Here is a 20,995-nt window from a genome sequence, read left to right on the forward strand (position 1 = left end):
ACAAGGCGGATTATGGAAATAAACGACAGCGCGCGTGAAAGCTGGCCCGCGCTAATGGAGCAGGCGCAGGCGGGCGATCAGCTCGCCTACACCCGGCTGTTAAAAGCGCTGGTTCCGGTCATTCGTTCGCAGATACGTAAGCGAATCGCCGACGACGCGTTAGTCGAAGATGTGATTCAGGATGTGCTGCTGACGGTGCATCGGGTACGCCATACCTACGATCCGAGCTACCCTTTTTTGCCCTGGCTGATGGCGATTATTTCGGCGCGGGCCGTTGATGCGCTGCGCCGTCGCGGCCGCTATCAGCAGTGGGAGATCCCCGAAGAGACGCTGCCGGAACCGGCAACGTCAGCAGATCCGCAAAAGCGGGATAGTCGGGAGGAGCTGGCGGGCTATTTGCGCCAGCTCCCCTCCCGCCAACGAGCCATTGTGGAGCATGTCCATCTGCGCGAAATGAGCCTGACGGAAGCCGCTGCACATAATAATCTGAGTGTCGCCGCAGTGAAATCGCTGCTGCATCGGGCGCTGAAAAACCTGCGCCGTTTTGGAGCTCATCATGACTAATCATGACCTGTTAATTGACAAACTGGGGCGCGACATGCGGCCGGTGAAACGCCTGCCGTCGACCGGCAGGCGGGTTCTGACCTGGCTGGCAGCGGCGCTGCCGTGCGCGGTTGCCGCCAGTTTCCTTGTGCAACGCAGTCCGACCGACTGGTCACAGCCCGGCGCCCCTCTGGCGGTGGTGCAGCTGCTGCTGGCTTTTGTGCTCGGCGCGCTGGCGATTCGCAGCGCCTTCACGATGAGCATTGCCGGCCGGCGTTCGCTCAGCTGGAAAGCCCTGCTGCCGATTGGGCTGATGTGGCTGGGGTTGAGTATCAGCAGCATTCCCTATCCGGCGCTGCGGGTGGCGGAGAGCGACAGCACGCCCTGCTTTACCTTTTTGCTGGTGGTCAGCACGCCAATGATGGCGCTGATGATCGCCAGTCTGCGCCGCACCCGAACGCTGCATCCGGTGCGCAGCCTGGCAATGGCGGGACTGGGCATTGCCAGCATGGCGGTCAGCCTGCTGGCGTTTTGCCATCCGGTGCATCTGCACCCGATGGATTTTGTCATGCATCTGGCGGCGATAGTCACAATCGTGGCGCTGACGGTGTTGGTTGGCAGGCGCTGGGTGGCGCTGGATTAGCGGGCGTTCTCTACCGCTCATCGCTGCGCTATCGGGTCTGGTCATCCATCAGGTTGATGGCACTTTGTTTGCCGGCGCTTCAGACTACGCTAACCGATAAAAAAACCTCGCCGCGGCGAGGTTTTTTATCTCTGCAACTTAGTAAGCGTTAACGACCACCCACATTGGCCCCTGACCGACGGCATAGCGCCCTTTCTCTGTCAGCAGCCCCTGCTCACCGACGATCTCATAGACCGCAATATGGTGTGATTTCTGCCCCGCAGCGATCAGATATTTACCGCTGTGATCGAGATTGAAACCGCGCGGCTGCGCCTCCGTCGGCTGATACCCTTCAATGGACAGCACGCTGCCATCTTCGGATACGCTGAAAATGGTGATGATGCTGGCGGTACGGTCACAGGCGTACAGATGACGGCCATCCGGCGTCAGATGAATATCCGCCGCCCAGCGTACGTCGGTAAAACCGGCGGGCATCATATCCAGCGTCTGGACGCACTCAATTTCGCCATGCGGATCTTTCAGCTCCCAGACGTCAACGGAGCTGTTCAGTTCATTCACGCAGTAGCCGTATTGCTGATTCGGATGGAACACCATGTGACGCGGGCCAGCCCCTTCAACGGTGGTCACTTCCGCCGGTTCTTGCGCCGCGAGGAAGCCATCATCGCTGAGGGTAAACAGGCAAATACGATCCTGTTTCAGCGCCGGGACCCACAGGGTGCGGTTGTCGGGCGAAATATTGGCCGAGTGACACCCTTCCAGCCCTTCCACAACGGCCACCGTTTCACCCGGCAGACCATCGATCAGCGGAGTAACGCTCACGCAGCCGGCGTTATAGGACGCGCTGAAGACAAAACGGCCCTGATGATCGGTCGAAATATGCGTCGGGCTGCCCGGCAGCACCGCTTCGCCGGCGAAAGTCAGCGCGCCGTTATCGGGCGCAATGCGGTAAGCCAGGACGCGAAACTCCGGACGTACGCCAACGTAGAGATACTCTTTATTCGGGCTCACCACCATCGGCTGAACCTGACCCGGGGCATCCACAACCTGAACAAGCTTCAGGTTACCCTCAAGATCGAGACTCCAGACATGAATCTGCTGGCTTTCCGGGCTGGCGGTATAAACGGTTTGTTTCATGACTGCTCCTTTCCTCACTGCACAGGGAAAACGTATACATTTCATTCATCAAGCTGCTGAGCTGATGCAATGTATAGACTCTTTTAACGGTAGATGCTGAAAAATTTGCCCCGCAGGCATAGCGGTGTACCATCATGCCAGGCAATTTTTTCATCATTAACCGGAAACAACACATGACATCACGCGTGATTGCACTGGATTTAGACGGCACCCTGCTCACCTCCAACAAAACTATCCTGCCCGCCTCGCTGGAAGCCCTGGCCCGCGCCAGAGCGGCAGGGTTCCAGGTGATCGTCGTCACTGGCCGACATCACGTCGCTATCCATCCTTTTTATCAGGCACTGGCTCTGGATACACCTGCAATTTGTTGTAATGGCACTTATTTGTATGATTATCAGGCAAAAAAGGTTCTGCAGTCCGATCCGATGCCGGTTGATAAAGCGTTGAGCCTGACCGATATGCTCGCCGCGCACGATATTCACGGCCTGATGTATGTCGACGACGCAATGCTCTATGAACGTCCGACCGGGCACGTTATCCGTACTAGCCGCTGGGCACAGTCGCTGCCCGTCGAGCAGCGTCCGGTGTTCACCCAAGTCGCTTCGCTGGCGCAGGCCGCCCGCGACGTCGAGTCGGTGTGGAAGTTTGCCCTCACCGATGAAGATATACCTAAGCTGCAGCAGTTCGCCCTTGATGTGGGTCAGACGCTGGGTCTGGAGTGCGAATGGTCGTGGCACGATCAGGTCGATATCGCCCGCGCGGGCAACAGCAAAGGCAAGCGCCTGACGCAGTGGGTGGAAGCACAGGGCCTGTCCATGCAGGACGTGGTGGCCTTTGGCGATAACTATAATGACCTCAGCATGCTGGAAGCCGCCGGAACCGGCGTAGCGATGGGCAATGCGGTTGAGGAAGTCAAAGCGCGCGCCAACGTGGTCATTGGCGAAAACGAAAGCAACAGTATTGCCGACTTCATCAACCGCAACCTGCTGTAATCAGGCGGCAATCGATACGCTTTTAATCTGCGCATACAGCCATTGACCTGGCGTGACCCCCAGGTCATCTCTGGCCCACGGGCTGATGCGCGCCCACAGCGGACGGCCGCTGACGTTCAGCTGCACTTCGATCTGTCCGTGTGTTTCAAGACACTGCACGACCCGCGCCGGCAAAATATTGCGAATGCTGGTCTGCTGCGGCTGTTCGAGCACCAGCGAGACGTCGGAGGCCTGAATGCGAATTCGCGTCGCCTCGCCGATTGGCCGATCGAGATAGTTCACCCAGATCTGCTGCTCGCCCAGCGCCAGCGCGGTCATGGCATAACGGGGATGCTGTGCGGCAACGGACACGTTCAGTATTGTGCTCTGCTGATCCGGCGGCAGCCACGGATGCATCACGCTGCTGCTCCATACCTCCTCCAGATCGCCAAAGGCTTTGACGCTCCCCTCCTCCAGCACCAGCACCTTATCCGCCAGATGTTGAATCTCATCAAGCGAGTGGCTGACGTAGAGCATCGGGATATGTATTTCCCGCGCCAGCCGCTGCAGGTACGGCAGAAGCTCACGTTTACGAGGGATATCCAGCGAAGCCAGCGGCTCATCAAGCAGCAACAGCTCAGGTGCGGTGAGAAGCGCTCTGCCAATCGCCACACGCTGCTTTTCTCCGCCGGACAGCCCCCCCGGCAGGCGATCAAGCAGCGGTTCGATACCGAGCAGCGCCACCAGTTTATCAAACTGACCGGCCATACTTTTCGCCATGCCGTACTTCAGATTGCCGCGCACCTTATAGTGCGGAAACAGGCGTGCATCCTGAAACACATAGCCAACACGCCGCTTTTCCGGGGCCAGGCAGATGCGTTTTTCCGTGTCATTTAAAACCCTGCCGTTGAGCACAATTCGCCCTTTCTGCGGCCGGGTCAGGCCGCTGATGGCATTAATCAGGGAGGTTTTGCCTGCGCCGGAGACGCCAAAAACGGCGGTGATGCCGCTGGCAGGCAGCGTTTCATCGATACTCAGGCAGTGGCTGCCCAGCGTCTGGGTAAAATGGAGTTCAAGCATGGTTATTTCCCCGTCCGCACGCGGCTGAGCCGCGCCAGCCATTCAGAAACCAGCAGCGAAACCAGCGCCAGCACGATGGAAATCAAACATAAGCGCGCGGCGGCCCCTTCGCCGCCGGGGGTTTGAATCAGGGTATACATCGCCGAAGGAATAGTGCGCGTTTCTCCCGGGATATTGGAGACAAAGGTAATAGTGGCGCCAAACTCCCCTAGCGAACGGGCGAAGGCCAGAACGGTACCGACGATAATGCCCGGCAGCGTCAGCGGCAGCGTTATCGTAAAAAACACCCGCCAACGGCCCGCCCCCAGAGTTCGCGCCGCCTGTTCCAGCTTCACGTCCACCCCTTCCAGCGCCAGACGAATGGCCCGCACCATCAGCGGAAAGGACATGACCGCCGCCGCCAACACCGCCCCGCGCCAGCTGAAGGCAAAGGTCAAACCGAACCAGTCATATAGCCAGCTGCCGATAAAACCGCGCCGACCCATGGCAATCAACAGCAGGTACCCCACCACCACCGGCGGCAGCACCAGCGGCAGGTGGATAATACTGTCGAGCAGCGCCTTTCCGGGGAAATTGCGCCGCACCAGCAGCCATGAGATAAAAATCCCAAAAGGTAAGCTTAACACCACCGCCAGGGATGAGACTTTCAGGCTCAGCAGTACCGCCTGCCATTCGGGATCGCTTAAAATCATTAGCGGGTGGTAAATCCGTATTGTTTGAAGATGGCGGCCGCCTGCGGTCCTTTCAGGTAGTCGTAAAATCCGGTGACGGTGGCATTTTTATGCCCGTCGACGATAGCCAGCGGGTATTCAACTTTCTTGTGCGAATCTTCCGGGAACGTCCCGACCACTTTCACACCTTTGCTCGCCACCGCATCGGAACCGTAGACGATACCCAGCGGGGCTTCGTTACGCTCAACCAGCGCCAGCGCTCCGCGCACGTCTTCAGCCGGTGCCAGTTTCGGCGCCAGCGTCTCCCAGGCACCCAGTTTTTGCAGCGCTTCTTTGGCGTAGATACCTGCCGGCACGTGCTCCGGGTCGCCAACGGCCAGACGGCCGCCTTTCAGCAGGCTGGTCCAGTCGGTTTTGTTGTTAATCACTATGTCGCCCTGCGCGCTGGCTTCAGGCGCGACAACGACCAGGCTGTTGCCAAGCAGCGTTGCACGCGAGGCGGTATCAATCGCTTTTTTCTCGACCGCGTAATCCATCCATTTCTGGTCGGCAGAGATAAACAGATCCGCAGGCGCGCCGGCTTCGATTTGCCGTGCCAGCGTGGATGAAGAGGCAAACGAGGAGACCACATCGACGTTTTTCTCTTTCTTATAGGCCTTCGCAATATCCTGCATTGCATTCGTTAACGATGCCGCGGCAAACACCGTAATTTTCCCTTCTTCTGCCAGCGCGTGCCCTGCGACGGAAAGTGTTAGCGTCGCTCCGGCAAACAAGCGTAACCATTGACGTGCCATCTGAAACTCCTGTAGTTGCGTTATGTATATGACAATATAACGATAAGATCAGGGTTTTCCCAGCGCGAATTGGTGGTAGCCAGAGGAGGATCAAAAGAGGGTGAAAAAAAGAAAAAACGAGTAAATGAAAACGCCCGGAAAACCGGGCGCCGGGAAATCAGTTGTTCTGCTGGCCGCGATCTTTGTGACCTGCGCCGGAGAAGATGTTAAACACTTCGCCCAGACCGTAAATCAGACCGAGGATGATGGCCATCACCACCGGGACCATGACAACGGCAAAAACCAGACTTTTCAATAGCTCTAACATGGTTGGCTCCAGAAAGTACGAATGCTTTATTGTAACCGCTTCAGCTGGAAAAACACGCCCCATTTGTGCGGTGGCTGGCCGATAACGGCGACAGATGCATCTTGCAAGATGCCCGCTATCGGTCACAATACTCTTTTTTGCCAGGATATCATTATGCAGGCTGAAATTCTTCTGACCCTCAAGCTACAGCAGCGCCTGTTTGCCGATCCGCGTCGTATCGCCCTGTTAAAACAGATCGATTCCACCGGTTCGATTAGCCAGGGCGCGAAAAACGCGGGCATTAGCTATAAAAGCGCATGGGACGCCATCAATGAGATGAACCAGCTCAGCGAACAGACGCTGGTGGACAGGGCTACCGGCGGTAAAGGCGGCGGCGGCGCCGTGCTGACCCGCTACGGACAGCGGCTGATCCAGCTGTACGATCTGCTGGCGCAAATTCAGCAAAAAGCTTTCGATGTGTTGAGCGACGACGATGCCCTGCCTCTCGACAGCCTGCTGGCCGCTATTTCGCGCTTCTCGCTGCAGACCAGCGCGCGTAACCAGTGGTTTGGTACTATCACCGGCCGCGACCACCAGCAGGTACAGCAGCATGTCGACGTGCTCCTTGCCGATCGTCAGACCCGCTTAAAAGTCGCTATCACCGCGCAGAGCGCAGAGCGCCTTGGCCTGGATGAGGGTCAGGAAGTGCTGGTGCTACTGAAGGCTCCCTGGGTGGGGATGACTCAGGATCCGGCGGTTGCCAAAGAGGCCGATAACCAACTCGCCGGGCGGATCAGCCATATCGAATACGGCCCGGAACAGTGTGAAGTGCTGATGGCGCTGCCTGATGGCCAGAGTTTGTGCGCCACCCTACCGCTGGAACAGACCCGAAAACTGGCAGAAGGTGCTGAGGCGATAGCATATTTTAATGCCGATCGAATCATTCTCGCCACGTTATGCTGACGGCATTGACATTGCGCGCGTGACGTCGTATCCCTGTGGCAAATCGCTGCAAAAAGTGGGATACACAATGTCATCATTGCAAATTTCGCAAGGCACGTTTCGCCTGAGCGACACAAAAACGTTAAAAATCGAGCACCTCACCGTTGGCGCTGGCGAGAGCTGGGCCTTCGTCGGCAGCAACGGCAGCGGGAAGTCGGCGCTGGCTCGCGCGCTGTCCGGTGAGCTCACCCTGCTGTCCGGCCAGTATGAAAACCGCTTTTCCCGGGTAACCCGCCTCTCCTTCGAACAGCTGCAGAAGCTGGTCAGCGATGAATGGCAACGCAACAATACGGACCTACTCAGCCCAGGCGAAGAGGACACCGGCCGCACGACGGAAGAGATTATTCAGGAAGAGTCCAAAGACGCCGCCCGCTGCGCGCGTCTGGCGGAGTTGTTTGGCATTACTTCTTTGCTCCAGCGCCGCTTTAAATACCTCTCCACCGGAGAAACGCGTAAAACGCTGCTCTGTCAGGCGCTGATGACGCAGCCGGACCTGTTGATTCTCGATGAGCCGTTTGACGGCCTGGACGTGGCTTCCCGCCAGCAGCTTGCCGGGCTGCTGGCGCGGTTGCACCTCGAAGGGCTCACGCTGGTCCTGGTACTCAACCGCTTCGACGAAATCCCGTCGTTTGTCCAGTTTGCCGGCGTGCTGGCCGATTGCACCTTGAGCGAAACCGGCGAAAAGCAGGCGCTGCTGCAACAGGCGCTGATTGCCCAGCTGGCGCACAGTGAAAAACTGGCTGGCATGAGCTTACCGGAACCAGACGCCCCCGCCGCCCGCCATGCTCTCGACGCCGGGGCCCCGCGCATTGTCCTGCGGGATGGCGTGGTGTCATACAACGACCGGCCGATCATCGAGCGCCTGAGCTGGACGGTTAACCCCGGTGAGCACTGGCAGATCGTCGGTCCCAACGGCGCCGGGAAATCGACCCTGCTCAGTCTGGTGACCGGCGACCATCCGCAGGGCTACAGCAACGACCTGACCCTCTTTGGCCGCCGCCGCGGCAGCGGTGAAACCATCTGGGACATCAAAAAGCATATTGGCTACGTCAGCAGCAGTCTGCATCTTGAGTACCGCGTCAGTACCACGGTTCGCAACGTGATCCTGTCGGGTTATTTCGACTCTATCGGTATTTATCAGGCCGTTTCTGATAAGCAGCGCAAGCTGGTGCAGAACTGGCTGGATATACTGGGAATCGACAAACGTACCGCCGATGCGCCGTTCCACAGTCTCTCCTGGGGACAACAACGGCTGGCGCTGATCGTCCGGGCGCTGGTGAAGCATCCGACGCTGTTGATTCTTGACGAGCCCCTGCAGGGACTGGATCCGCTTAACCGTCAGCTGGTACGGCGCTTCGTGGATGTTTTGATTAGCGAAGGTGCCACTCAGCTGCTGTTTGTCTCCCATCACGCCGAAGATGCGCCGGACTGCATTACCCATCGTCTGGAGTTTGTGCGCAGTGGAGACGGTTACACTTATCAGGTCGGTCCACTCACGGACTGAGCCAAAACAGGGGGCCATGCCCCCCTGTTTTTTTTCAGAGAAATAACCAGAAAAACAATCAACATGCTGTTTTTAAACACTAAAAAGTAAAAATATCGCATTGTGTCTTTTAGTGTAAGCGATTCCACCAATTTGGCCTGTGTCACACTTTCCACTTCTTTGATATGCTATCTTCATCACACACGATAAGCCTATTGGAGCGAATCATGAAAGTACTGGTTACAGGTGGTAGCGGTTACATTGGAAGTCATACCTGCGTTCAACTGCTGCTGCAGGGACATGAAGTGATTATTCTCGACAATCTCTGCAACAGTAAGCGCAGCGTATTGCCGGTCATTGAACGTCTCGGCGGGAAAACAGCCACCTTTGTCGAAGGCGATATTCGTAATGAAGCGCTGATGACGGAAATTCTGCACGATCACGCTATTGAAGCAGTGATCCACTTTGCCGGCCTGAAAGCCGTCGGCGAATCCGTCGCGAAGCCGCTGGAATACTACGACAATAACGTCACCGGTACACTTAAATTAGTTTCCGCCATGCGCGCCGCTGGCGTGAAGAACTTTATTTTTAGCTCCTCCGCGACCGTCTACGGCGATCAGCCGAAGATCCCTTATGTCGAAAGCTTCCCGACCGGTACGCCGCAGAGCCCGTATGGCAAAAGCAAGCTGATGGTCGAACAAATTCTGACCGACCTGCAAAAGGCCCAGCCGGACTGGAGCATTGCGCTGCTGCGTTACTTCAACCCGGTCGGCGCGCATCCGTCAGGCGACATGGGCGAAGATCCGCAGGGTATCCCGAACAACCTGATGCCTTATATCGCGCAGGTGGCCGTTGGTCGTCGCGAATCGCTGGCCGTTTTCGGCAATGATTATCCGACCCCTGACGGTACCGGCGTACGCGACTATATCCACGTCATGGACCTCGCCGACGGCCACGTTGCGGCGATGGAAAAACTGGCGGGCCGCGAAGGCGTACACATTTATAACCTCGGCGCAGGCGTCGGCAGCAGCGTCCTCGACGTGATCAATGCCTTCAGTAAAGCCTGCGGCAAACCTGTTAATTACCACTTCGCGCCGCGCCGCGATGGCGACCTCCCGGCCTACTGGGCGGATGCCGAAAAGGCCGACCGCGAGCTGAACTGGCGCGTTACGCGCGACCTTGACGAGATGGCGCAGGACACCTGGCACTGGCAGTCCCGTCATCCGCAGGGTTACCCAGACTAAGGAACCGTCATGAGCGTATTTAACCCCGTCGACCATCCGCATCGTCGTTATAACCCGTTAACCGGGCAGTGGATTCTGGTATCACCGCATCGCGCCAGGCGCCCCTGGCAAGGGGCGCAGGAAACGCCGGCAAAAGCAACCTTGCCGGCGCACGATCCGGATTGTTTTCTGTGTCCGGGTAACACCCGCGTCACCGGCGACACGAACCCGAATTACACCGGTACCTACGTGTTTACCAATGACTTTGCGGCATTGATGACCGACACGCCCGATGCCCCGAATAGCGACGATCCGCTGATGCGCTGTCAAAGCGCACGCGGCACCAGCCGGGTCATCTGCTTCTCGCCGGATCACAGCAAAACGCTGCCTGAGCTGAGCGTTGAAGCGCTGGAAGAGGTGGTTAATACGTGGCAGGAACAGACGGCTGAGCTGGGCCAAACCTATCCGTGGGTGCAGGTGTTTGAGAATAAAGGCGCGGCGATGGGCTGCTCCAACCCGCACCCGCACGGCCAGGTCTGGGCCAACAGCTTCCTGCCAAATGAGGCGGAACGCGAAGATCGTTTGCAAAAAGAGTATTTCGCCGCTCAGGGTTCGCCGATGCTGGTGGATTACGTTCAGCGCGAATTAGCCGACGGCAGCCGGACTGTCGTCGAAACAGAACATTGGCTGGCCGTCGTACCTTACTGGGCGGCCTGGCCTTTTGAGACGCTGCTGCTGCCGAAGGCACACATTCAGCGCCTCACCGATTTAACCGCAGCCCAGCGTAGCGATCTTGCGCTGGCGCTGAAAAAGCTGACCAGCCGTTACGACAACCTGTTCAAGTGCTCATTCCCTTATTCCATGGGCTGGCACGGGGCGCCGTTTAATAACGAAGAGAATAATCACTGGCAGCTACACGCTCACTTTTATCCGCCGCTGCTGCGCTCTGCGACGGTGCGTAAATTTATGGTCGGCTACGAAATGCTGGCTGAAACTCAGCGCGATTTGACGGCTGAACAAGCCGCCGAACGCCTGCGGGCAGTGAGCGACGTCCATTTTCGCGAATCCGGAGAATAACAATGAGTCTGAAAGAGAAAACCCAAACCCTGTTTGCTGAAAAGTTCGGCTACCCTGCGACCCACGTTATTCAGGCACCGGGCCGCGTCAATCTGATCGGCGAACATACCGACTACAACGACGGCTTCGTGCTGCCCTGCGCGATTGATTATCAGACGGTGATCAGCTGCGCGCCGCGCACGGACCGTATTGTCCGGGTGATTGCCGCCGATTATGACAATCAGAGCGACGAGTTCTCCCTTGATAAGCCGATTGTCAGCCACGAGACCCAACAGTGGTCAAACTACGTCCGCGGAGTGGTGAAACACCTGCAGAAGCGCAATAACCATTTTGGCGGCGCCGATCTGGTGATCAGCGGTAATGTGCCGCAGGGGGCGGGGTTAAGCTCTTCCGCTTCGCTGGAAGTGGCCGTCGGAACCGTGTTCCAGCAGCTGTATCATCTGCCGCTGGACGGGGCGCAAATTGCCCTCAACGGCCAGGAAGCGGAGAACCAGTTCGTCGGCTGCAACTGCGGCATCATGGACCAGCTTATCTCAGCGCTGGGTAAGAAAGATCACGCGCTGCTGCTTGACTGCCGCACATTAGGAACCAAGGCCGTCTCGATGCCGAAAGGCGTCGCGGTGGTGATCATCAACAGTAATTTTAAACGTACTCTGGTCGGTAGCGAATACAACACCCGTCGCGAACAGTGTGAGACCGGCGCGCGTTTCTTCCAGCAGCCTGCGCTGCGCGACGTCAAAATCGCCGAGTTCAATGCCGTTGCCCATGAGCTGGATCCGGTGGTTGCGAAACGCGTCCGCCATGTCCTGACCGAAAATGCGCGTACGCTCGAAGCCGCCACCGCGCTGGAAAAAGGCGACCTCAAGCGTATGGGTGAACTGATGGCGGAATCTCATGCCTCGATGCGCGATGATTTTGAAATTACCGTTCCGCAAATTGACACGCTGGTGGAGATCGTCAAAGCCACCATCGGCGATAAAGGCGGCGTACGCATGACCGGCGGCGGATTTGGCGGCTGCGTCGTGGCGCTGGTGCCGGAAGAGTGCGTTGATACCGTTAAGCAAGCCGTCGCGCAGCAGTATGAAGCGAAAACCAGCATCAAAGAGACTTTCTACGTGTGCAAACCGTCACAGGGGGCCGGCCAGTGCTAAACCAAACGACAGACCTGGCGCCGGACGGGCAGCCGTGGAATCTGATCACCCTGCGGAATAATGCCGGGATGCTGGTCACGCTGATGGACTGGGGCGCAACATTATTATCCGCCCGGGTACCGCTGGCCAACGGCGAAGTACGCGAAGCGCTGCTCGGCTGCGCTTCGCCGGAAAACTATACCCGCCAGGCGGCCTATCTCGGCGCCTCCGTGGGCCGCTATGCCAACCGTATCGCCAACAGCCGGTTTACTCTCGATGGCCAGACGATCCAACTGACCCCTTCTAACGAAGCCGGTCATCAGCTGCACGGCGGGCCAGACGGCTTTGACAAACGTCGCTGGCAGATCGTTAGCGCCGACGAACATCAGGCGCTGTTTGCCCTCGCTTCTGATGACGGCGACCAGGGTTTTCCCGGCAACCTGAAAGCCACGGCGCACTACCGTCTTACTGAAGATAACCGCATCGCTATTGAGTATCGTGCGACGGTTGACAGGCCCTGTCCGGTCAACCTGACCAACCACGTCTACTTCAACCTCGACGGTGGGCAGACGGACGTCCGCAACCACCAGCTGCAAATTTTCGCCGACAGCTACCTGCCGGTGGAGAGCGACGGTATTCCGGGCGGCCATTTGCAGGATGTCGCCCGGACCAGCTTCGATTTTCGCTCGCCGAAAACCGTAGCGGTCGATTTTCTTCGCGATGCCGATCAGCAGAAAGTCAAAGGGTATGATCATGCTTTCCTGCTACAGGCAAAAGGCGATGCCCGCAAGGCGGCGGCCCATGTCTGGTCTCAGGATGGTCAACTGCAGATGGCGGTGTATACCTCCGCCCCTGCCCTGCAGTTTTATTCTGGTAATTACCTGGGCGGTACGCCGTCGCGTACCGAACAGCCGTACGCCGACTGGCAAGGTCTGGCGCTGGAGAGTGAATTTCTGCCGGATTCACCCAATCACCCGGAATGGCCCCAGCCCGACTGCATATTGCGCCCGGGCGAGGAGTACGTCAGTCTGACGGAATATCAGTTTATTGCCCGATAAGTCCCCGCCCTCCTGATGGAGGGCTTTTTTTTCGCCATTTTGCTGCAAATTACGCCACTTACAGACAAAAATATAACCGCCGTTTTACAAGCATCTTACACTGAGCCACTATTTTCGCTATGGTTAGGGATAAGCATTGCCGTGGCTCAAATTGCGGCAATATAATGAGAATTGTTATCATTCAAACAAAGCTTGAGGAGTAAGTGTATGGCTGTAACTAAGCTGGTACTGGTCCGTCATGGCGAAAGCCAATGGAACAATGAAAACCGTTTCACCGGTTGGTACGACGTCGATCTGTCCGAGAAAGGCGTAGGTGAAGCAAAAGCGGCAGGTAAACTGCTGAAAGACGAAGGCTTCAGCTTCGATTTTGCTTATACCTCTGTGCTGAAACGTGCCATCCATACTCTGTGGAACGTCCTGGATGAACTGGATCAGGCCTGGCTGCCGGTTGAGAAATCCTGGAAACTGAACGAGCGTCACTACGGGGCATTGCAGGGTCTGAACAAAGCTGAAACCGCTGAGAAATACGGTGATGAGCAGGTTAAACAGTGGCGCCGTGGCTTTGCCATTACTCCGCCGGAGCTGACCAAAGACGACGAGCGCTACCCGGGCCACGATCCGCGTTATGCTAAACTGACCGATAAAGAGCTGCCGGTAACCGAAAGCCTGGCGCTGACCATCGAGCGCGTTGTGCCTTACTGGAACGAAACCATTCTGCCGCGTCTGAAAAGCGGTGAGCGCGTGATTATCGCCGCTCACGGCAACTCCCTGCGTGCGCTGGTGAAGTACCTGGACAATATGGGCGAAGACGAAATCCTTGAACTGAACATCCCGACCGGCGTACCGCTGGTTTATGAGTTCGATGAAAACTTCAAACCGATCAAACACTACTATCTGGGCAATGCGGATGAAATCGCTGCAAAAGCCGCCGCGGTAGCAAACCAGGGTAAAGCGAAATAATTTTCGCCAGCCATAAAAAAAGCGTGGATTCGTCCACGCTTTTTTATTGGCTCTGAATCCCGGCGTCGCGACGCTCTGCCGGGCCAGGCGGCGGATTAACCGCGACGGGCTTTTACCGCATCCGCCAGCTGACGCAGGATGGTATCGGTATCTTCCCAGCCGATGCAGGCATCGGTGATGCTTTTGCCATAGGCCAGCGGCACGCCGCTCTCCAGGCTCTGGCTACCTTCCACCAGATGGCTTTCAATCATCACGCCCATAATTGCCTGCTCGCCGCTGGCAATCTGCCGGCAAACATCGGCGCCTACTTCCATCTGTTTTTTAAACTGCTTGCTTGAGTTTGCGTGGCTGAAATCAATCATGATCTGCGCCGGCAGGCCCGCTTTCGCCAGCCCAACCTTCACTTCAGCAACGTGCTTCGCGCTGTAGTTCGGCTCTTTGCCACCGCGCAGAATGATATGACAGTCGCTGTTGCCGCTGGTATTCACAATCGCCGAATGGCCCCATTTGGTCACTGACAGGAAGCAGTGCGGCGCGCCGGCGGCGTTGATCGCGTCAATTGCCACTTTTATTGTCCCGTCGGTCCCGTTTTTAAAACCTACCGGGCAAGAGAGGCCAGATGAAAGCTCGCGATGCACCTGGGATTCCGTGGTGCGTGCGCCGATGGCGCCCCAGCTCATCAGGTCAGCGACGTACTGCGGGGTGATCATATCGAGGAATTCACCCGCCGCAGGCAGTCCGCTGTCGTTAATCTCCAGCAGCAGCTTACGCGCAATGCGCAGGCCGTCGTTGATGCGGAAGCTGTTATCCATATGCGGATCGTTGATTAACCCTTTCCAGCCAACGGTGGTACGCGGTTTTTCAAAGTAAACGCGCATCACCACTTCCAGCTCGCCCTTCAGCTCTTCACGCAGCGTCAGCAGGCGTTCAGCATACTCTTTCGCAGCGGCAGGATCGTGGATAGAACACGGGCCAATCACCACCAGCAGACGATCGTCGTTGCCTTTCAGGATCTGATGGATCGCTTTACGAGCGTGCGCCACGGTGTTAGCAGCATTTTCGGTCGCGGGGAACTTTTCCAGGAGGGCAACGGGAGGTAATAATTCGTTGATCTCTTTAATACGTAAATCGTCGTTCTGATAATTCATTTTCTTTCCAGCGTTGCCATACTTAATCAATTGTGTGCAATGCTTTCAATCTAACTCGCCGTCAGAAAAGTGTAAACAGAATTTTACAGTCACAAGGGTAATTCACTGATTAAACAGATAAAAACAATACAAACCATAACAATGGCGAAAAAAAGAGCCTTAATATCAGTTTTATACTCTGAAAAATTATCATATTTAAATATTATATATTGCATTGACGGGGAAATGATTCGACATTACTCCGTCTCCCCGTGCTTTCACCCTATTGTTGCCTCATTTGCGGCTTGTTGCAGACACATGCCGCCGTACCTTGCCCTATCGACATTGGCTGATGGAACAGACGCCTGATTGTGGTTAATCTGTAATAAGGTCAGAGACTAATTGATAAAATAATGACAGGATTCTGTAATGGCCCATGCTCACACTCCGTCAGAAACCACCGATCGCGGTAACGAAAAACGCCTGTTGCAGGCTTTCATCGTCACCGCCGGCTTTATGCTTGTTGAAGCCATCGGCGGTGTCGTTTCCGGCTCGCTGGCGCTGCTGGCTGATGCCGGTCACATGCTTACCGATTCAGCCGCTCTGTTATTTGCGCTACTCGCGGTCCGCTTCGCTAGCCGTCCACCCAATACCCGTCACACCTTCGGCTGGCTGCGTCTGACCACGCTGGCGGCCTTCGTCAACGCCATTGCGCTGGTTGTGATTACCATTCTGATTGTCTGGGAAGCGATTCAACGCTTTAACCATCCTCAGCCCGTTGCCGGCACCACAATGATGGTGATTGCCGTTGCCGGGCTTCTGGCGAACATACTGGCATTCTGGATCCTGCACCGCGGCAGTGAAGCAAGAAATCTTAATGTCCGCGCGGCCGCCTTACACGTACTGGGCGACTTGCTGGGTTCGGTCGGGGCGATCGTTGCCGCTCTCGTGATTCTCACCACCGGCTGGACGCCAATTGACCCGATTTTGTCGGTGCTGGTCTCATGTCTGGTACTGCGCAGCGCCTGGCGGCTGTTGCAGGAAAGTTTGAACGAACTGCTGGAAGGGGCGCCGCGGTCATTAGATGTCGAGGGGTTAAAGCGGGATTTACGCCGTTCGGTGGCGGAAGTCCGCGATGTGCATCACGTCCACGTCTGGCTGGTTGGTGAAAAAACGGTCATGACGTTGCATGTTCAGGTTGTCCCGCCGCACGATCACGATGCCTTGCTGAATCGTATCCAGGCCTTTTTGCAGCATAAATATAATATCGGGCATGTGACCGTGCAGATGGAGTACCAGCCCTGTAACGGCCCGGAATGCCATCTCAACATGACGCACGCCGGGCACGACCCTCATCACCACCATTAGCGAGAAAACGCGTGAGAACCTCGCTCACGCGCGCTGTTCATCCACATCCGACTGCCGTTAAGGGCAATAAAGGTCAAAAGCAGATATTCCAGCGACATCGCGTAGACGCCCTGAAGGGCAAAAATCACCACGCTGATGACGTTGATGATCACCCAAAGCAGCCAGTTTTCGACATATTTACGGGTCATCAAAATCATGGCGGCGATCGACAGCACCATCATGCAGGAGTCCCAGAACGGGAAGGCATCCGGCTGCAGTTCCGGCATCGTGACCTGCAGTCCCAGGCTCTGCATAAGCGTGACCGCGATCCGCGTCAGAAAGGCAAAGACCGGATTAATGAAGACCGTCATCAGCGCAATTGCCGCAATACAAGCCGTCAGCCAGCCCAGCGCCTTCGGTAATGGCAACCAGCGAATACGCAGTTCGGCTTCATGGCTGCTGGTTTGCCGGGACCAGGCGTACCAGCCATAAACGTTGGCGGCAAAGAAAAAGACCTGTAGCAGCAGGCTGGCATAAAGCTGAATCTGAAAGAAAATAATGGCAAACAAGGTGACGTTGACCAGCCCAAATGCATAGTTGCTGATCTTTTCCAGACTCGCCAGCCAGATACACAGCAGCCCGGCAAGCGTGCCGACCGCCTCGATCCATGATAAGTCGTATCCGCCGGCGCCGATGGGTATATGCACCAGGATATTCTGCGTACTAAAAAAATCCATATTTTCCCCGCACTGTATTGATTGCGTAATTAACCACTATCCCCGAAGTGTAGCCGCAAAATCCAGCATTCTGTTCAGCGGGACTAATGCGCCGGCGCGCAGCTGCGCATCGACCTTAATTTCGTGTTCGGGGCCACCGTTTTCCAGCCCCTCTGCAATCGCTTGCAGGCCGTTCATCGCCATCCACGGACAGTGGGCGCAGCTACGACAGGTTGCCCCTTCTCCCGCCGTCGGTGCTTCCAGCAGCTCTTTTCCCGGTACCGCCTGCTGCATTTTGTAGAAGATCCCGCGATCGGTGGCGACAATGAGCTGGCGCGCCGGAAGCGTTTTAGCCGCGGCAATCAGCTGGCTGGTAGACCCTACCGCATCCGCCATATCCACAATGGACTGCGGTGATTCAGGATGCACCAGAATGGCGGCATCGGGGTAGAGGGCTTTCATCCGCGTTAACGCCTGGGTTTTAAACTCATCGTGGACAATACAGGCGCCCTGCCAGCACAAAACATCTGCCCCGGTTTGCCGCTGCACGTACCGCCCTAAGTGACGGTCGGGCGCCCAGAGAACTTTTTCCCCGAGGCTGTCGAGATGTTCAATAAGTTCAACGGCAATACTGGAAGTCACAACCCAATCGGCACGCGCTTTAACCGCCGCTGAGGTGTTGGCATAAACGACGACGGTACGATCCGGGTGGGCATCGCAGAACGCGTTGAACTCCTCAATCGGGCAGCCGAGATCCAGAGAACACTCGGCATTCAGCGTTGGCATCAGGATGGTTTTTTCCGGGCTGAGAATTTTTGCCGTTTCCCCCATGAAGCGCACTCCGGCCACCAGCAACGTCGAGGCGGAATGGCGGGCGCCGAAACGAGCCATTTCCAGAGAATCAGCGATACAGCCGCCGGTCTCTTCAGCCAGCTGCTGAATTTCAGGGTCAGTATAGTAATGAGCAACCATCACCGCATCGCGCTCGCGCAGCAGACGTTTAATCTTTTCACGGTAAAAGTGTTTTTCATCGCGACTTAATGGCAATGGTTTCGGCGGGAAAGGATAAATCGCCGTTTCAGGGTCAAACATTACGCTCATCTTGCAATCTCGTTTTACTGGCTTAACTCAAATACCGTTAATATGCCTTCAGAGGGCATAGCGGCGGTCATGATGTTTTATATGCTAAACAAGATAGCGGATTGTACAGAAAATGTCGTGCGGAATTTATTGTCGTCTGAAGGCAAAAAAGGAGGATTAATATTTATGGAGGGAAAACAACAGATAGCAAAAAGGCGCCTTTTTACATTGGTGGGTCGTGCAGGATAACGCGCTTTGCTCGCCCTTCGGGCCGTCGCCGCCAGCGGCTCCGTTGTCTCGCCTTGCTCGACTCGAACCTGCCGCAGGTTCGAATCGTTAAATTCTGCGCATAGCAAAAAGGCGCCTTTAGGGCGCCTTTTTACATTGGTGGGTCGTGCAGGATTCGAACCTGCGACCAATTGATTAAAAGTCAACTGCTCTACCAACTGAGCTAACGACCCCTTTCGGGACTTAATACTTGCAATATTCAGGATGCCGGGTGGTGCAGGATGACTGGCTTTCGCTGGCCTTGTGGGCCGTTGCTACGTAACCTTATCCTTCACACTTAACATCAACTTCAATGTTAAAGTGGTGGGTCGTGCAGGATTCGAACCTGCGACCAATTGATTAAAAGTCAACTGCTCTACCAACTGAGCTAACGACCCGCTCGGGTACTACCTGAATTTTTAACTCGTCACCAATCTTAAACTGGTGGGTCGTGCAGGATGACTCGCTTTCGCTCGCCCTGTGGGCCGTTGCTACGCAACGTTATCCTTCACGTTCAACATCTGAGTTCGATGTTAAATTGGTGGGTCGTGCAGGATTCGAACCTGCGACCAATTGATTAAAAGTCAACTGCTCTACCAACTGAGCTAACGACCCGAGTGGTGGGTGATGACGGGATCGAACCGCCGACCCCCTCCTTGTAAGGGAGGTGCTCTCCCAGCTGAGCTAATCACCCGATACTACGCTGGATACTACATCTGACTAAAGTCAGCGGTGGTTCGTGGAGGAAGACTCGGCTTTGCCTCGCCCTGTGGGCCGTTGCTGACGCAACGTTATCCTTCACGTTTTACTACCGTTCCACCCTGGTAGTTAGTGGTGGGTCGTGCAGGATTCGAACCTGCGACCAATTGATTAAAAGTCAACTGCTCTACCAACTGAGCTAACGACCCACTTTTTTCGTCGCTTCAGGCTTGTTCGATATCCCGTGGCAACGGCGGCATATATTACTGATTTAAGAATTCAGCGCAACAAGTATTTCGATAAAAAACATCTGACTGCTTAGGATTCACGCGACAAGACCAGAAATAATGCGATTTCTGGTCATGCCATAATCACCCAAGGGCATTAAGACGTTTCTGAGCCTGTTTCGCGCCATCGGTGCCAGGGAATTTACTGACTACCTGTTGGTAAACAGCCTTCGCCTTCGCGGTATCACCTTTATCCTGCATAATCACGCCGACCTTAAACATGGCATCAGGCGCTTTCGGGGATTTAGGGTAATTCTTCACCACGGAAGCAAAATAGTAAGCGGCATCATCTTTTTTCCCCTTATTGTAATTCAACTGACCGAGCCAGTAGTTCGCGTTCGGCTGATAGGTTGAATCCGGGTACTTTTTGACGAAATTCTGAAATGCTGCCAGCGCGTCATCCTGGCGGGATGGATCCTTCACCAGCGCAATAGCCGCATTGTAGTCCGTATTTGCATCTCCGGTTGAAGCAGGAGCGCCGGTAGAGGCCGCTGGCGCCGCGGTAGCCGCCGCACCCTGATCGCCTGCCGAAGACGATGGCTGTGCACCTGCCGCCGCCCCACCGCTGCTCAGACCGTCGATCTGTAACAGAATTTGCTTCTGGCGTTCGACAACCTGATTGAGCTGATACTGGCTTTCCTGAATCTGGCCGCGCAGGGAGTCAATATCATTCTGGTTATCGGAGAGCTGTTGCTGAAGTTGGGTTAAAAGCTGACTGTGAGCGTTAGAAATACGCTCGAGTTGAGTGACCCGGTCTTCGACCGAGCCTGAGCCGACACTACTGATTGGCGCCTGAGCAAAAGCGGCCCAGGGGGCCGCTATGCCAACCAGTAACGACAGACTCAACAGATGATGTCTGAAGTTACTGCTCATGCAATTCTCTTAGTAAACCAGTACGGCGCGACGGTTTTTAGCGTAAGCCGCTTCGTCGTGACCCAGTACTGCAGGTTTTTCTTTACCGTAAGAAACGATGGAGATCTGGTCAGCAGAAACACCTTTGCCCTGCAGATACATCTTAACGGCGTTAGCACGACGCTCACCCAGAGCGATGTTGTATTCCGGCGTACCGCGTTCATCCGCGTGACCTTCAACAGTCACTTTATAGGATGGGTTGCTACGCAGGAAGTTAGCGTGCGCATCCAGCATTGCAGCGAAGTCAGAACGGATATCGTACTTGTCGAGATCGAAGTAAACGATGTTGTTCTGCTGCAGCTGCTGCATTTGCAGACGAGCTTGCTCTTCGGAAGACATGTTGCCACCGTTAGCGTTAGCATCCATACCAGTGCCGGCACCCAGCATGCCTTCACCGCTCTGGTCGTTGCTGGCGTTCTTGTTAGAAGAACACGCCGCGATTGCCATAACCGGCAGAGCGATCATCAGCCCTTTCAGCACTTTGTTCAGTTGCATTTCTTTGATT

General features: G+C 55.9%; 21 protein-coding genes, 5 tRNA genes and 1 other RNA gene. 11 read left to right on the plus strand and 16 right to left on the minus strand.

Going from position 1 to position 20,995, the window contains the following annotated elements:
* The first annotated feature begins 12 nt into the window (after window positions 1-12).
* Together OQV00_RS18525 and OQV00_RS18530 are read left to right on the plus strand one after the other, a co-directional pair.
* Window positions 13-564 carry a sigma-70 family RNA polymerase sigma factor gene (locus tag OQV00_RS18525; RefSeq protein WP_004859737.1) on the plus strand — a complete coding sequence of 184 codons (552 nt, stop codon included), beginning with the start codon at window positions 13-15 and terminating at the stop codon, window positions 562-564.
* Window positions 557-1,186 carry an NrsF family protein gene (locus OQV00_RS18530; RefSeq protein ID WP_004859734.1) on the plus strand — a complete coding sequence of 210 codons (630 nt, stop codon included), beginning with the start codon at window positions 557-559 and terminating at the stop codon, window positions 1,184-1,186. The genes OQV00_RS18525 and OQV00_RS18530 overlap by 8 nt, the downstream gene beginning before the upstream one ends.
* 138 nt (window positions 1,187-1,324) lie before the next feature.
* On the opposite strand, the gene pgl is transcribed toward OQV00_RS18530, so the two are convergent.
* Window positions 1,325-2,320, minus strand: coding sequence for a 6-phosphogluconolactonase (pgl, locus tag OQV00_RS18535; RefSeq protein WP_266279211.1), 996 nt, complete (start codon window positions 2,318-2,320; stop codon window positions 1,325-1,327).
* Between the two features lie 173 nt (window positions 2,321-2,493).
* Here pgl and OQV00_RS18540 point away from each other — a divergent pair, with 173 nt between their 5' ends.
* Window positions 2,494-3,312 carry a pyridoxal phosphatase gene (locus tag OQV00_RS18540; RefSeq protein ID WP_004859730.1) on the plus strand — a complete coding sequence of 273 codons (819 nt, stop codon included), beginning with the start codon at window positions 2,494-2,496 and terminating at the stop codon, window positions 3,310-3,312.
* Here the strand turns inward: OQV00_RS18540 and modC are convergent, their stop codons facing one another.
* The 4 genes from modC to OQV00_RS18560 form a co-directional block, all read right to left on the minus strand.
* Window positions 3,313-4,371: a molybdenum ABC transporter ATP-binding protein ModC gene (gene modC, locus OQV00_RS18545; RefSeq protein ID WP_015584861.1), complete on the minus strand. Its 1,059-nt coding sequence runs from the start codon at window positions 4,369-4,371 to the stop codon at window positions 3,313-3,315. It lies immediately after the preceding gene.
* A 2-nt stretch (window positions 4,372-4,373) separates the two neighbouring features.
* Window positions 4,374-5,063 carry a molybdate ABC transporter permease subunit gene (gene modB / locus OQV00_RS18550; RefSeq protein WP_004859726.1) on the minus strand — a complete coding sequence of 230 codons (690 nt, stop codon included), beginning with the start codon at window positions 5,061-5,063 and terminating at the stop codon, window positions 4,374-4,376.
* Window positions 5,063-5,836: a molybdate ABC transporter substrate-binding protein gene (gene modA / locus OQV00_RS18555; protein WP_004859724.1), complete on the minus strand. Its 774-nt coding sequence runs from the start codon at window positions 5,834-5,836 to the stop codon at window positions 5,063-5,065. The genes modB and modA overlap by 1 nt, the downstream gene beginning before the upstream one ends.
* 157 nt (window positions 5,837-5,993) lie before the next feature.
* Window positions 5,994-6,143 (minus strand): AcrZ family multidrug efflux pump-associated protein, encoded by a 150-nt coding sequence (locus OQV00_RS18560; protein WP_004859721.1) that lies wholly within the window; start codon window positions 6,141-6,143, stop codon window positions 5,994-5,996.
* A 153-nt stretch (window positions 6,144-6,296) separates the two neighbouring features.
* Here OQV00_RS18560 and modE point away from each other — a divergent pair, with 153 nt between their 5' ends.
* The 7 genes from modE to gpmA all read left to right on the plus strand — a co-directional run bounded on the left by modE (window position 6,297) and on the right by gpmA (window position 14,055).
* The gene (gene modE / locus OQV00_RS18565) at window positions 6,297-7,085 is read left to right on the plus strand and encodes a molybdenum-dependent transcriptional regulator (RefSeq protein WP_004859720.1); all 789 of its coding nucleotides are present in this window, start codon (window positions 6,297-6,299) and stop codon (window positions 7,083-7,085) included.
* 67 nt (window positions 7,086-7,152) lie between these two features.
* Complete coding sequence (gene modF / locus OQV00_RS18570) at window positions 7,153-8,628, plus strand: molybdate ABC transporter ATP-binding protein ModF (RefSeq protein WP_032717173.1); 1,476 nt, start codon at window positions 7,153-7,155, stop codon at window positions 8,626-8,628.
* Between the two features lie 206 nt (window positions 8,629-8,834).
* Window positions 8,835-9,851, plus strand: coding sequence for a UDP-glucose 4-epimerase GalE (gene galE, locus OQV00_RS18575; RefSeq protein WP_004859716.1), 1,017 nt, complete (start codon window positions 8,835-8,837; stop codon window positions 9,849-9,851).
* A 9-nt stretch (window positions 9,852-9,860) separates the two neighbouring features.
* Complete coding sequence (gene galT, locus OQV00_RS18580) at window positions 9,861-10,907, plus strand: galactose-1-phosphate uridylyltransferase (protein WP_015584864.1); 1,047 nt, start codon at window positions 9,861-9,863, stop codon at window positions 10,905-10,907.
* 2 nt (window positions 10,908-10,909) lie between these two features.
* A complete protein-coding gene (galK, locus tag OQV00_RS18585; protein WP_266279213.1) occupies window positions 10,910-12,058 on the plus strand; it encodes a galactokinase in 1,149 nt (382 codons plus the stop codon).
* Complete coding sequence (gene galM / locus OQV00_RS18590; protein WP_104896163.1) at window positions 12,052-13,095, plus strand: galactose-1-epimerase; 1,044 nt, start codon at window positions 12,052-12,054, stop codon at window positions 13,093-13,095. The genes galK and galM overlap by 7 nt, the downstream gene beginning before the upstream one ends.
* Before the next feature lie 207 nt (window positions 13,096-13,302).
* The gene (gene gpmA / locus OQV00_RS18595; protein ID WP_004859709.1) at window positions 13,303-14,055 is read left to right on the plus strand and encodes a 2,3-diphosphoglycerate-dependent phosphoglycerate mutase; all 753 of its coding nucleotides are present in this window, start codon (window positions 13,303-13,305) and stop codon (window positions 14,053-14,055) included.
* A 95-nt stretch (window positions 14,056-14,150) separates the two neighbouring features.
* Here gpmA and aroG read toward each other — a convergent pair whose 3' ends face one another.
* Complete coding sequence (gene aroG / locus OQV00_RS18600; RefSeq protein WP_004859708.1) at window positions 14,151-15,203, minus strand: 3-deoxy-7-phosphoheptulonate synthase AroG; 1,053 nt, start codon at window positions 15,201-15,203, stop codon at window positions 14,151-14,153.
* 408 nt (window positions 15,204-15,611) lie between these two features.
* Between aroG and zitB the strand changes: the two genes are divergently transcribed.
* On the plus strand, window positions 15,612-16,550 hold the full coding sequence (zitB, locus tag OQV00_RS18605) for a CDF family zinc transporter ZitB (RefSeq protein ID WP_004859706.1): 939 nt from the start codon (window positions 15,612-15,614) through the stop codon (window positions 16,548-16,550).
* Here the strand turns inward: zitB and pnuC are convergent.
* From pnuC to pal, 10 genes are all read right to left on the minus strand, one after another.
* Window positions 16,547-17,266: a nicotinamide riboside transporter PnuC gene (gene pnuC / locus OQV00_RS18610; protein ID WP_004859705.1), complete on the minus strand. Its 720-nt coding sequence runs from the start codon at window positions 17,264-17,266 to the stop codon at window positions 16,547-16,549. The genes zitB and pnuC overlap by 4 nt on opposite strands.
* Before the next feature lie 36 nt (window positions 17,267-17,302).
* The gene (nadA, locus tag OQV00_RS18615) at window positions 17,303-18,346 is read right to left on the minus strand and encodes a quinolinate synthase NadA (protein WP_266279217.1); all 1,044 of its coding nucleotides are present in this window, start codon (window positions 18,344-18,346) and stop codon (window positions 17,303-17,305) included.
* A gap of 208 nt (window positions 18,347-18,554) precedes the next feature.
* Window positions 18,555-18,688: non-coding RNA, RtT sRNA (locus OQV00_RS18620), on the minus strand.
* Between the two features lie 22 nt (window positions 18,689-18,710).
* Window positions 18,711-18,786, minus strand: a tRNA-Lys gene (locus tag OQV00_RS18625).
* Window positions 18,787-18,914: 128 nt separating this feature from the next.
* Window positions 18,915-18,990 (minus strand) — tRNA-Lys (locus OQV00_RS18630).
* A gap of 141 nt (window positions 18,991-19,131) precedes the next feature.
* Window positions 19,132-19,207, minus strand: a tRNA-Lys gene (locus tag OQV00_RS18635).
* Window positions 19,208-19,210: 3 nt separating this feature from the next.
* A tRNA-Val gene (locus OQV00_RS18640) sits at window positions 19,211-19,286 on the minus strand.
* Between the two features lie 138 nt (window positions 19,287-19,424).
* Window positions 19,425-19,500, minus strand: a tRNA-Lys gene (locus tag OQV00_RS18645).
* 162 nt (window positions 19,501-19,662) lie between these two features.
* The gene (cpoB, locus tag OQV00_RS18650) at window positions 19,663-20,451 is read right to left on the minus strand and encodes a cell division protein CpoB (protein WP_004859702.1); all 789 of its coding nucleotides are present in this window, start codon (window positions 20,449-20,451) and stop codon (window positions 19,663-19,665) included.
* Between the two features lie 9 nt (window positions 20,452-20,460).
* On the minus strand, window positions 20,461-20,985 hold the full coding sequence (gene pal / locus OQV00_RS18655) for a peptidoglycan-associated lipoprotein Pal (protein ID WP_004859700.1): 525 nt from the start codon (window positions 20,983-20,985) through the stop codon (window positions 20,461-20,463).
* Window positions 20,986-20,995 lie beyond the last annotated feature (10 nt).

The sequence above is a fragment of the Klebsiella sp. DY2415 genome (genome assembly GCF_026314315.1).
In the GTDB taxonomy this organism is placed as follows: Bacteria; Pseudomonadota; Gammaproteobacteria; order Enterobacterales; family Enterobacteriaceae; genus Klebsiella; species Klebsiella ornithinolytica.